The following is a 12,182-nucleotide window of genomic DNA, read 5'->3' as shown; positions in this document are numbered from 1 at the left end:
GGCTCGGGGGCGCCTTTGCCTCAGGCGGCAGCGCGCGCGGGAGCGGCGATCTGCTGCTGGCGGTGCTCGCGGTGGCGGCGACGTTCTTCAGGGGAGATGTAGACCAGCGCGTGGTGCTCGGCGCAGTAGGAAACGCCCGGCTCGACACGGTTCTTGCACGGAAAGACGTAGTTGCCACCCGTTCCTTCGGCCCACTTGCACTGGCCGGTACGGGGAAGTCTGGGATCGTTCATTGTTCTTGCCTTCCTTGTCCCGGCATCATCCGCGCCGGGTGCGTCTGTCGTAAATGGGCCCCGCCAACGGTCACCATCATCGATAGCGGGACGCAAGGAGCGGTGCTCCGGAGCGGTCCGCGTTTCGATGAACGTGGATCACTCTCAATTGCGCACGCAGCGCGCGGACCCTTCGCTCGGATCCTGTCATGTCCGAGCGAAACTACCTTCAAGACCACGGAAAACGGAGCGCCTGTTCGCAGCGCTCCGTTTTCTCAGTGGTGCTGTCATGACTTCTGAACCGTCTGGCAAAGTGCCAAGAACGCTTTGCCATGCCGTCAGACCTGTGGATGCGCCAGGAACCTGATGGCATCGGCGTCAACGAGACGCGCTTTCCGGGGCTTCCATCGTCGATCAGGCTCTGCCTCCCGCCGACCGGAATTCCGGATCCGGTTCACCTGAAGCGAGCATACGCGGCCCGAAGTTGTGACACAATTGCAGCTTGCACATACGGGCCATGCGGTTGCCGCAAGGGTAAATGGGGTTTGAACTGCCCGTGTCAATCGGGGGCGGATTCATCCTTTTCGCGCCGCAAGTTGGTAACGACCCGTCGGTTTTGTGCCGTACATTCGATTTCGGAACATGCGCGCACCGGGCGTTGACGCGCATACCCTTTGGCCCACAGGCGTGTGGCGGGCACACCCTGAGCGACCAGATAGGACATCACCGCTTCCGCCCGCTTGGCGGAAAGGGTCTGGTTGGCGGCTGCATTTCCTGGATCGTCCGCATGGCCCTGAAGCTTGGCGTACCACTCCGGATGGGCTCGCAGCCAGACCGCTTGCTTGTCGAGCGTGCGTTTGGCGGTCGTGTCCAGATCCGCCGCCCCCCCGGCGAAGTAGGTCCGCCGGCCGACATTCATGATGAAGTCCTGCTTCGAGCCCGGCGCCACCTGCGCAAAGCCATCGGCAGGTGCGTTGGTCGTATCCGGCGTGTCGCCGCCGCCCGTCAACGGCCCCCCAGCGCACCCCGCACCAAGCCCAGCCAGTACGCCCGCCGTAATCCATGCCGCCACCAGACGACCGCTGCCCTTCGCCACTGCGTTCAGCCCCCCCTTGCCCCTTGCGAACGTCGTCAGCCTTCCTTGGCGGCCGCGATATGTTCCAGCACCAGCACGCGGGTTCCGATCGGGCAGCGCTGATAAAGATCGATGACGTCCTCGGGGAACATCCGCACGCAGCCTGAGGACACATCATTGCCGATGCTCCACGGCTCCAGTGTGCCGTGCAGCCGGTAGCCGAGATCGCGGCCGTCGCGATAAAGATACAGCGCACGTGGTCCCAGCGGATTGTTCGGCGCGCCACCCTTGACGAGTTTCGGCAGGTTCGGCTTGCGCTCCAGCATTTCCGGTGGCGGCACCCAGCGCGGCCACAGCGCCTTGCGGTCGACGCGGGCGTGGCCAAACCACTGGAAGCCCTCCTTGCCGACGCCCACGCCGTAACGCAGCGCCATGTTGTTCTCCCAGATCCAGTAGAGAAAGTGGTGCTTGGTATCGACCACCACGGTTCCCGGCGGCTCGCTGGAGAAATACTTCACCATCTGTCGTCGCCACTGCGGCTTGATGGTGCCGAAATTGGTGCGACGGTACTGGAAACCCTCATCTTCCGCGGTGCCGGAGAACCAGACGGCGGCGGAGGCGGGGCTGCGCGACTGTAAGGAGCTAAAGCTGAAGCCAATTGCCCCCCAAACATGCGGCGGCCCCACAGAAGAGGGTGCGTCGGTTCATAGCTATATTTCTTTCGAAAGGTGATGATTACTTTAATCATAAAGCAAGAAAGTATAATTTATCAATATTTACATTTTAATTTCAAAAATATATTTCACATTTTATTCGAGATTTGCACCTTTGTCTACTATCGAACGCACAAATAATTTCTGTATATACTCGCTCATATCTCTTGTATATACACTCTTCAATAATTTATCGTTATTTATACTAAAAATAGATATTCTATATTCATTTTCAACTTGAAAAATATCTTGTTTAATAAATATTATATCTTTCATATGCATTTCTACATCATTGCCACTTGAGTTGACATTTGAATTCTCACTTCTAATCACCTTTTCTCTCGAACAATACCTAACTTCTCCATTATATATATTAGTGTCATCTTTATTCATAGAATACTTTATTTCTTCGAAGGCTTTAATTAGATAATCTAGATCCAAAACAATAAAAGATTTGTAATTAGGGTTTGCACAATACGATCTTGTTCCATTTCGAATATTCATGTGCGTGTCTCGATTGTATCCGCCAACTGAGGTGCAGTATACGTGCGCATCTATTGAAAATCCTTGTGTGAAGAATGGCCTATCGCCTGATAGGCCTACATTCGAGAAATTAAAGGAACCAAATCGACCGGAACGGATAAGCGAATTTCCAGCCAGGCCAATTTCTCCCATCCCTTCTCCTCGATCTGCCATTAGTCCTCCACCAGCTTCAGAACTTCTATATTCTGACAATGAGCCGATCTTGAAATTACCAGAGAGAATATGTTGTCTGGCGTCAGGTGTGCAATATTTCGTTATAAGCATTTCAAATAAATCTCCAAGTTATATTATTTATCCTCTACTACGTAGGTGGCAGGAACATTGAGAGTCCGGACGATTTCCCCACCCACGTCTGCCAGGGCCTCCGGCGTGTCGAGATCGAGCCGGGCGGCTTCGCCAACCTCCACTTCCACCACGGATTGCGCGTTTGTGCCGATCAGGTGGCGGGCGCCGACATCGCCCTGGATCGTCATGAGATCGGCGAAATAGCGTTTCGACCAGAGAACGGGATTGCCCTGCTTGCCGGCAACCGTCGGTACGACGATGAGGGCGCCGGCCGGCGGATCGTAGGCATCGATCAGACGGGTGATGATCTCCGGTGAAACCTGCGGCATGTCGGCGAGCATGACGAGTGCTGCGTCGATCTCCCCGGGCAGCGCCGCGATACCGGCCTTGAGCGAGGTGGAAAGGCCTTCGGCGTAATCCTGATTGTGGACGATGGCGACGTCGAGCCCCGAGAGCGCCGCGCCGACCTTGTCCGCCATGTGCCCGGTGACGACCGTTACCGAGGCCGGATCCGCATCGAGCGCATGGCGCGCGGCGATGCGCACAAGCGGTTCACCGTCGATCGTGGCGAGGAGCTTGTTCGGCCCGCCCATGCGAGTGGATCGACCGGCGGCCAGCACAAGAATGGCGACACGCGGCGCTGCGGCCCCGGAAATATCCGGCTGCGGGGCCCGGCGCGGTTGCGGACGCGAGACGATCTCCATCAACAACCCGCCGACACCGAGACCGGTCAGATCGTCTGCCGTAACGGCGAGGCCGGCAAGCGTACGTCTCAGCACCCAGTCGAAACCGTTTTCGCTGGGGCTGCGCGCGCATCCCGGTGCGCCGATTACCGGAATGTCGCCGAGGCGCGCCATTACCAGCAAATTGCCGGGATCGACCGGCATGCCAAAATGCTCCACCCGGCCACCGGCCGCCTCGATCGCGCGCGGCACCACATCGCCGAGATCGACATTTGCCGAGGCGCCGAAAACGATGACAAGCTCTGCGCCCTCGGCGCGCACCTTGCGCAGGGCTTCGGCGAGAACCCCGGCCTCATGCGGAATGCGGATATCGGCGATGATCTTCGCCCCCGCAGGCCTCAACCTCTCGCGCGTGACGGCCACCGTCTTGTCGATGGTCCGCTCCTTCAGCGATGCCAGCCGGGTCGAGATGAGCGCGACTTTCATCGCCCGGTAGGGCGCAAGGCGCAGAAGGCCTTCCTGTCCATGCGCGGAGGCCGTGGCCACCAGATCGCCGGCAACGGCATAGGGGATGATCTTGACCGTCGCCACCATGCGGCCGGCTTCCACCGGCGCATATTCTCCCAAAGTGGCAAGCGTGATGGCGGGATCGATGCGGTTGAGCCGGTCGATGCCCGCACGGTCGACGACGAGTACACCTGCGGCATCAGCGAAGATGTTGGCGCGGCCGGTGAAAGCGCGCTCCACCGTCACGCCGGGTCCGGCGACACCCTCGGCGATGAGGGCCGCGGCCCGGTCTTCCTTGACGTCCGTCTCCGCCAGCCGCGCGACGGTGATTTCCCCGACACCAGCTTCGCTGAGCGCGGCGATATGGGCAGCGGTAAGTTCTGTGCCCTTCTTCAGGACGAGCCCGGGTATTTTCAGCGAATGGGCGAGGGTCGCCCCTTCGCATTCTGCCAGCGGCAGGGTGGCGAAGATCACGCCATTGCCTCGCGGACGGGCGCCGGCACACTGGCGCGCGCGCCCTTGCGCAATTCTTCGATGATCTGGGCCATCACGGCGACTGCGATTTCCGCAGGGCTCGCGGCTCCGATATTCACGCCGATGGGCGCCTTGATGCGGGCGAGATCCGCCTCGCTCGCGCCGGCTTTCGTCAGCCGCTCGACACGGGACGCGTGCGTCTTGCGGCTGCCCAGCGCGCCGACATAGAAACAGCCGGAGGAGAGCGCCTTGATCAGCGGATAATCGTCGATCTTTGGATCGTGGGTGAGCGCGGCGAGGGCGGTGTAGCGGTCGAGCGAGACCTTTCGGGGGATCACGTCTTCGGGCCATTCCGCATGAAGCGGCACATCGGGAAACCGTTCGGGGCTCGCGAAAGCCGTGCGCGGGTCGATGATTTCCATGTCGAAGCCGGCGATTGCCGCGATGGGCGTCAGTGCCTGCGAGATGTGTACCGCGCCGATCACGACGAGCCGGGGCGGCGGCACGCTGACATTGAGAAACACCTGACCGTCCGCCTCGTCGCTTACCATGCCGGACTTGCCGGAGCGAAACCGGGCGGCGAATTCCTCCGCCAGTGGATCGGCAGACGTATCATCGGTTTCCAGTACGAGGCGTTGGGCGCCGGTGGCTATTTCGCTCACCAGGATGCAGCCGCGCCGGGCGGCGCGTTCCCTGTTGAGTTGCTTCAGGAGCGCAAGATCCATGGCGTCAGCTCCGGTGCGAGGGAAAGATCGGGACGGATCATCAGTCGACCTTCTCTACATAGACGCGGATACGCCCGCCGCAGGAAAGTCCGACCTTCCAGGCCGTCTCGTCGGCGACGCCGAATTCCAGCATGCGCGGCTTTCCGTTCTCCAGAACGTCGAGCGCCTCGCCGACGACGGCGCCCTCGACGCAACCGCCCGAAACGGAGCCCTCGAAATTGCCCTCGCCGTCGATGACGAGATGGCTGCCCACGGGACGCGGAGCCGAGCCCCAAGTCTCCATGACGGTCGCAAGCGCCACGTCGCGCCCGGCCGCGCGCCAGCCCTCGGCGACGGCGAGCACGTCGAGCGTGTCGGGAACCGTTTCAAGAGCCTGATGATTGGCCGACTGATAATGGGTGGAACTGGTCATCTGGGCATTCTCCCCGCGCCGTTTCCCGCTGTCCTTGAGCGCAAGCATATAGGATCGGCCGCAACGGGAGGAAGGGGGATGTTGGGCAAGTCTCGTCCCGAAGCGAAAAAGGCGCCCGGATCCCTCCGGACGCCTGTCGTGATCTTGAATGAGGGTCGGCCTTATTCGGCCGCAGCCTTGTGCCCGCTGGGTGCGGCATCGCGCACGGCGGCGTCGACGTGGTCCTCGAACTGCGCGAAGTTGTCGATGAACATCTGTACGAGTTTCTTCGCCTGTGTGTCGAAGGCGTCCTTGTCGTCCCAGGTGGAGCGCGGGTCGAGGATCGAGCTGTCGACGCCCGGTACCTCCACCGGCACTTCGAAGCCGAAATTCGGATCGGTCCGGAACTCCACGTTCCGCAACGACCCGTCAAGGGCGGACGACAGCAGCGTGCGCGTCGCCTTGATCGGCATGCGGGAGCCGGTGCCGTAGGCGCCGCCGGTCCAGCCGGTGTTCACCAGCCAGCAGTCGACGCCGTATCGGGCGATGAGATCACGCAGCAGGTTGCCGTATTCGGAGGGATGACGCGGCAGGAAGGGCGCGCCGAAACAGGTGGAGAACGTTGCCTGCGGCTCGGTCACGCCGCGCTCGGTGCCCGCCACCTTGGCAGTATAGCCGGACAGGAACGTGTACATCGCCTGGGCAGGCGTCAGCTTGGCGATCGGCGGCATCACGCCGAAGGCATCCGCCGTCAGCATGATGATGTTCTTCGGTTGCGGCGCCAGCCCGGTCGGGCAGGCGTTCGGGATATAGTGGATCGGGTAGGCGCAGCGGGTGTTCTCGGTCTTGGTGCTGTCGGAGAAATCCGGTAGCCGCGTCTCCGGATCGATCACGACGTTTTCCAGGATCGTCCCGAAACGTCCGGTGGTGGCGTAGATCTCCGGCTCCGCTTCCGCCGACAGGTTGATCGTCTTGGCGTAGCAGCCGCCCTCGAAGTTGAAGACGCCGGTTTCCGACCAGCCGTGCTCGTCGTCGCCGATCAGTGTGCGGGTGGGATCGGCGGAGAGCGTCGTCTTGCCGGTGCCCGACAGGCCAAAGAAGATCGCCGTGTCGTTCGCGTCACCGACATTGGCCGAGCAGTGCATCGGCATGACGCCCTTGGGCGGCAGCAGGAAGTTGAGGATCGTGAAGACCGACTTCTTGATCTCGCCGGCATATTCCGTCCCGCCGATCAGGATCACCTTTTTTGAGAAATTGCAGGCGATGATCGTCTCCGACCGGCAGCCGTGACGCGCGGGATCGGCGCGGAAGCTCGGCAGGTCGATGATGGTGAACTCGGGGTCGAAACCGGCGAGCTCGCTGCGGTCCGGCCGGCGCAGCAGGTTGCGGATGAAGATGTTGTGCCAGGCGTATTCGGAATAGACGCGTGTGGCGATGCGGTGGGTCGTGTCGGCACCGCCATAGAGATCCTGGGCGAAGAGCTCGCGGTCGGCCACATGGGCGCGGAAATCCTCGAACAGCACGTCGAAGTGGGCCGTCGACATGGGCGGGTTGTTCTCCCACCATACCACGTCGCGGGTGAGATCGTCCTCCACGACGAACTTGTCCTTCGGCGAGCGGCCGGTGTGCTGGCCGGTATCGGCAACGAAGGCACCACCGGCGACCATCTCGCCTTCGCCGCGACGGATGGCTTCCTCATAGAGTTTGGGTTCCAGCAGGTTCCAGTGCACTCCGGCAGCGCTGGTCAGACCTACAAGGTCCGCGCCCCTGGCTGCGTTGCGAAGTCCTGTTTCTTTCATCTTCGAAGATACCCTGATTGCATTGCGCGTTCCTGCCCGGATTTTCTTCTTGTTCCGGTTCCTGACACACCTGAGACCAAGACCCGACCTATGGCCGTTTTGTTGTTTTGCAGGCGTCGTGCCGCGACACGCTGCGGCGCGATGCGGGGAGCGGAATCGTGTTTGTCCCTCCCGGTTCCGGGCAGACCCGGCTAAGGGCTGCCAAGTGGCGCGACGTTAGTTGATCGTTCTGCGGCGGACAAGGTTCGGCCTCAACATAATCAGGCGTCTAAATCGATTTAGTTGTGGTCGTCTTCCTTTGAGTACCGTAGCGGTAAAGAATTTGACCGCTCAACGATGCCTGGCTGTCTTTGCGTATGCCACCAGCATCGTGCGCATCCCGGAGGCGTCCGTTACCGATCTCTCGAAGGCGAGGCGGACGTTGTGTTGTCCGTCGCCGTTGCGAAGGTCGATCCCGTCCGGGTCGCAACCGGTCATTATCCAGCCTTCCTCACCGACATCTCCCTTCATCCCGATCAGCCGTGTCGCATAAAGGGTCAACGCGTCACCGTGGTCCTGGTTCATGTGCGAGACGATATCTTCTTCCGCTGCGGCGAGTGCATCGGCGCCGGCGACGTCGCTCAGCAGATCCTTGCCCGCGATGTCATTGATCCTGCCGAACCCGGCCACAAGGTGTCCGCGTTCGACCGTCACCCGGTAAAAGCCGAAATCGCGAAAGCCCGCATAGTCTTCCGCATCCCGGTGGCGGGCAAGAAAGCGGCGGCGGACGCGGGCGTCTTCGTCCACGCGGGCGATCGTTCCCGCAAGCGACAGCCGGGCGCCCTGCAACGGCTCGAAGGCGTTGCGCTCCTCCAGAAGGAGGCTCACACGCGAATCCGCCTTCAGGTTGCGGGTGTGAAGCGCGAGATCGGACAGCAAGAGCACAGGCGCGCCTTCGAAGTCGGTGGCCACGGTAACCAGCGAGGCGTAGGGTGCGCCGCCCTCAACCTCGAGTGTGGCGAGAGCCCCGGTTGCGGCGCTGCGCAGGATCTTGCGTGCTGCGGTAATCGGCTGGAAATCGTCTGTCTCGTTCATCGCGGCGTTCGGGCTCCGTTCGGGGCGGGCAGGGAATACGTCGCCGGAAGGATCGGCGATGCGCGCAGCCCGTGTCCAGCGCGGTGCGCGTGTTCAATGAAAAGCGGCGAGCCGCCGAGCGCGCTCAGGACCGGACGCGGACAAAGCCTCTCATGCGGCTTTTTCGCTTTGTTTTGAATTTGCCTATTGATTCCAGTTGTTTAATGCATATGTGCGAGCTGCACTCAATCGATCTCCGGGGCATGTGCCTTAATTTGTTCGCATTTTAGTCGCCAAACGCGACCGGAAGACGGTATTCTTGATAGAACAGGAAAACAGGCTCGCCTCATGCCCACGATTGCTCTTGTGGACGACGACCGCAACATTCTCACGTCCGTCTCTATCGCCCTGGAGTCAGAAGGCTACCGGGTGCAGACCTATACCGACGGTGCTTCTGCGCTTGACGGGCTGACGGGAGATCCGGTCGATCTCGCCATCCTCGACATCAAGATGCCGCGCATGGATGGAATGGAGTTGCTGCGGCGGCTGCGCCAGCGTACCGACATGCCGGTGATCTTCCTCACCTCCAAGGACGATGAGATCGACGAGTTGTTCGGCCTGAAGATGGGCGCCGACGATTTTATCCGCAAACCCTTTTCCCAGCGCCTGCTGGTGGAACGGGTGCGTTCGGTCCTGCGCCGTGCCCAGCCGCGCGATGCGACCACCCCCAAGGGCGAGGATGCCCGCACTCTGGAGCGTGGCCTCCTCGTGATGGATCAGGAGCGCCACACCTGCACCTGGCAGGGCCAGCCGGTGACGCTGACCGTCACCGAATTCCTCATCCTCTATTCGCTCGCCCAGCGTCCCGGCGTGGTCAAGAGCCGCAACGCCCTGATGGACGCTGCCTATGACGATCAGGTCTATGTCGACGACCGCACCATCGACAGCCACATCAAGCGGTTGCGCAAGAAGTTCAAGGTTGTCGACAAGGAATTCGACATGATCGAGACGCTCTACGGCGTCGGCTACCGGTTCCGCGAGGGCTGAACGATCCAGTTCGGTCCTGCCGGTTTCTCGTGAGGTGCTCGCCTGCCGGGCGGAGATTGACTTGACCCGTGTCGGCGCGGCAAAACCGGCCTGCCGCTGTCACCAGTGGTCGGTTCCGCGAGCCGAATGACGTTTCTGAGCCGGAGTGACGACCATCGATACGCGCACCGAAGCCGCGAATGCCGGCGAAAAGCGCCGCGTGGAACGCCGCAGGGTGCGGCGGCGGTTGCTCGTGCGCGTGGGCTCGGTGCTCTCCACCTACGTCTTTTCCAGTCTCACCCGACGCATCGTCGTCCTCAATCTAGCGGCTCTTCTGGCGCTCGCTTCCGGCATTCTCTACCTCAACCAGTTCCGCGCGGGGTTGATTGATGCGCGCGTCCAGAGCCTGCTGATACAGGGGCAGATCATCGCAGGCGCGATCGCGGCGTCGGCCACGGTCGACACCGACGCCATCACCATCGATCCGGAAAAGCTGCTGGAGCTTCAGGCCGGCGAGAGCCTCTCGCCCAATGACGAGCAGTCGCGCGCGCTCGATTTTCCGATCAATCCCGAGCGCGTTGCACCGGTGCTGCGGCGTCTGATCTCCCCCACCAAGACGCGCGCGCGCATCTATGATCCCGACGGGACGCTGATCCTCGACAGCCGCCACCTTTACGCGCGCGGACAGATCCTGCGCTTCGACCTGCCCTCCACCAAGGAAGACACGACCGGCTGGCTGGAGAGCATCTGGCAGAAGATCAAGCTTTGGCTGCGTCGCGGTGATCTGCCACTCTATGAGGAAGCCGGCGGCGGCAGCGGCCGCAGCTATCCGGAGGTGGTGGCCGCCCTTGGCGGGTCGCCGGCCTCCATCGTCCGGGTTTCGGAAAAGGGCGAACTGATCGTCTCCGTCGCCGTGCCGGTCCAGCGCTTTCGCGCGGTGCTCGGGGCATTGCTCTTGTCGACCCAGGGCGGGGATATCGACGACATCGTCGCTGCCGAACGATGGGCGATTCTGCGCGTCTTTCTCGTTGCCGCCATCGTCACCACCGTGCTCGCGGTGCTCGTTGCGGGCACGATCGCCGGTCCCGTGCGCCGGCTGGCGGCAGCCGCCGAGCGGGTGCGTCGCGGCGTCGATTCGCGTCAGGAGATCCCCGAATTCGCCGGCCGGCAGGACGAGATCGGCAATCTCGCGCGCACGCTGCGCGACATGACAAACGCACTTTATAACCGGATGGACGCGATCGAGCGCTTCGCGGCTGATGTCTCGCACGAACTCAAGAACCCGTTGACCTCGCTGAGGAGCGCGGTGGAAACCCTGCCGCTGGCACGCAACGAGGATTCGCGCGGACGCCTGCTGCACGTGATCCTGCACGACGTGCGCAGGCTCGATCGGTTGATCTCCGACATTTCCGACGCTTCCCGCCTCGACGCCGAACTGGCCCGTTCCAATTCCGAGCCGCTGGACATCGCCGAACTGCTGGAGGGGATCGTCCACGTTGCCCAGCAGGTGCGTCGCCAGGGCCAGCCGCAGGTCGTGCTCGACCTCGTCAAGCCGCGCGAGACGCATGCCTTCAAGGTGCGCGGCAACGGGTCGCGTATGGGCCAGGTCTTCAACAACCTGCTCGACAACGCCCGTTCGTTCTCTCCACCCGATGGCCACGTCACCGTGACCGCCAGGCGCGAGGGGCGCGAAATCATCATCACGGTTGACGACGAGGGGCCCGGCATCCGGCCGGACGTCGCCGAGCGCATCTTCGAGCGCTTCTATACCGACCGTCCGGAGGGCGAGGAATTCGGCAACAATTCCGGCCTCGGGCTCTCCATTTCGCGCCAGATCGTGGAGGCGCATCGCGGCACCATCACCGCAAGCAACAGGGTGGAAACGGATAGGGAAGGAAATGAGCGGATACTGGGGGCGCGTTTCACCGTTTGCCTGCCCGCCCACCGGATTTCCTGAGAAAGGCCCCGGCCATGCGCATTACCGCAGCAACCCACGCCACCTGCGTCGTTATCGGAACCGCCGGCGTGCTGATCCGTGGACCGTCGGGGTCTGGAAAGTCGGCTCTGGGCCTTTCGCTGGTGGAACATGCGCAAGGAGCCGGACACTTCGCCGCGCTTGTCGGCGATGATCGTGTCGCGCTTGAGGTCTCCGGGGGACGGCTCGTTGCCCGGGTGCCGCCGGCGATTGCCGGTCTGATCGAACAGCGCGGACATGGCATCCGGCCCATGCCCTATCTGCCTGCCGCCGTTGTACGTCTCGTGGTCGACCTGGTTCCGGCCAAGACGATTGTCCGCATGCCGGAGCAAGACACCTTGAGCACTGTCGTCAACGGGGTGACGCTTGCGCGCCAGCCGGCGCCCGAACACGATGTCGGGCAGGCCATGGCACTGACCCTGGCCGCGTTGCAGCATTCTTTGCACGGGCGCGCGCCCGTTCCTGCGCCGCGATTGGGCACACAAGCCGGGATGCCTTGAAGGGACTTTATCCGCAATTTCCTGCATCTCTCCGGCTCCATGGCCGCAGTCGCACGAAATTTGACCGGTCGGCTGGCGATTTTTCTTGCACTGCGGCGAAGCCTCGCCAAGATGAGCGTTCCGAAAAACAGGCCAACGGTGCCGGGCCGGGCTTCGAAAGCCGAGCTGGCGGGACCGGGAATGGCGGCGATACGCGGAACGTTAGGGGGCTGTGCGTTGGA

At 62.1% G+C, this 12,182-nt stretch carries 12 protein-coding genes; 3 read left to right on the top strand and 9 right to left on the bottom strand.

The annotated features are described in order from the left end of the window. Nucleotides 1–20: 20 nt before the first annotated feature. The 9 genes from C8N35_RS04030 to C8N35_RS03995 form a co-directional block, all read right to left on the bottom strand. Entirely contained in the window at nucleotides 21–233 is a 213-nt protein-coding gene (locus C8N35_RS04030; protein WP_107988289.1) for a hypothetical protein, read from the bottom strand. A 538-nt stretch (nucleotides 234–771) separates the two neighbouring features. Next, on the bottom strand, nucleotides 772–1,308 hold the full coding sequence (locus C8N35_RS04025; RefSeq protein WP_342753477.1) for an OmpA family protein: 537 nt from the start codon (nucleotides 1,306–1,308) through the stop codon (nucleotides 772–774). A gap of 35 nt (nucleotides 1,309–1,343) precedes the next feature. Then, nucleotides 1,344–1,946, bottom strand: a complete 603-nt coding sequence (locus C8N35_RS04020; RefSeq protein ID WP_428977099.1) for a L,D-transpeptidase — start codon at nucleotides 1,944–1,946, stop codon at nucleotides 1,344–1,346. A gap of 150 nt (nucleotides 1,947–2,096) precedes the next feature. Continuing rightward, complete coding sequence (locus C8N35_RS23560) at nucleotides 2,097–2,807, bottom strand: hypothetical protein (protein ID WP_146177342.1); 711 nt, start codon at nucleotides 2,805–2,807, stop codon at nucleotides 2,097–2,099. A 23-nt stretch (nucleotides 2,808–2,830) separates the two neighbouring features. Next, nucleotides 2,831–4,492, bottom strand: a complete 1,662-nt coding sequence (locus C8N35_RS04015; protein ID WP_107988287.1) for an NTP transferase domain-containing protein — start codon at nucleotides 4,490–4,492, stop codon at nucleotides 2,831–2,833. Next, nucleotides 4,489–5,217 carry an XdhC family protein gene (locus C8N35_RS04010; protein WP_107988286.1) on the bottom strand — a complete coding sequence of 243 codons (729 nt, stop codon included), beginning with the start codon at nucleotides 5,215–5,217 and terminating at the stop codon, nucleotides 4,489–4,491. The genes C8N35_RS04015 and C8N35_RS04010 overlap by 4 nt, the downstream gene beginning before the upstream one ends. Before the next feature lie 40 nt (nucleotides 5,218–5,257). Then, complete coding sequence (locus C8N35_RS04005) at nucleotides 5,258–5,629, bottom strand: XdhC family protein (RefSeq protein ID WP_107989071.1); 372 nt, start codon at nucleotides 5,627–5,629, stop codon at nucleotides 5,258–5,260. A 161-nt stretch (nucleotides 5,630–5,790) separates the two neighbouring features. Then, on the bottom strand, nucleotides 5,791–7,407 hold the full coding sequence (locus tag C8N35_RS04000) for a phosphoenolpyruvate carboxykinase (protein WP_107988285.1): 1,617 nt from the start codon (nucleotides 7,405–7,407) through the stop codon (nucleotides 5,791–5,793). A 330-nt stretch (nucleotides 7,408–7,737) separates the two neighbouring features. Continuing rightward, nucleotides 7,738–8,481: a HugZ family pyridoxamine 5'-phosphate oxidase gene (locus C8N35_RS03995; protein WP_107988284.1), complete on the bottom strand. Its 744-nt coding sequence runs from the start codon at nucleotides 8,479–8,481 to the stop codon at nucleotides 7,738–7,740. A 327-nt stretch (nucleotides 8,482–8,808) separates the two neighbouring features. Here C8N35_RS03995 and C8N35_RS03990 point away from each other — a divergent pair, with 327 nt between their 5' ends. From C8N35_RS03990 to C8N35_RS03980, 3 genes are all read left to right on the top strand, one after another. Continuing rightward, a complete protein-coding gene (locus tag C8N35_RS03990; RefSeq protein WP_107988283.1) occupies nucleotides 8,809–9,507 on the top strand; it encodes a response regulator transcription factor in 699 nt (232 codons plus the stop codon). Between the two features lie 154 nt (nucleotides 9,508–9,661). Further along, nucleotides 9,662–11,443, top strand: coding sequence for a stimulus-sensing domain-containing protein (locus C8N35_RS03985; protein WP_281261771.1), 1,782 nt, complete (start codon nucleotides 9,662–9,664; stop codon nucleotides 11,441–11,443). Between the two features lie 14 nt (nucleotides 11,444–11,457). After that, a complete protein-coding gene (locus tag C8N35_RS03980) occupies nucleotides 11,458–11,961 on the top strand; it encodes an HPr kinase/phosphorylase (protein ID WP_107988281.1) in 504 nt (167 codons plus the stop codon). Nucleotides 11,962–12,182: the final 221 nt, after the last annotated feature.

This window comes from Breoghania corrubedonensis, assembly GCF_003053845.1.
Taxonomy (GTDB): domain Bacteria; phylum Pseudomonadota; class Alphaproteobacteria; order Rhizobiales; family Stappiaceae; genus Breoghania; species Breoghania corrubedonensis.
The sequence above is the reverse complement of the archived record's forward strand: the minus strand, read 5'-3'. Positions and strand labels throughout refer to the sequence as shown.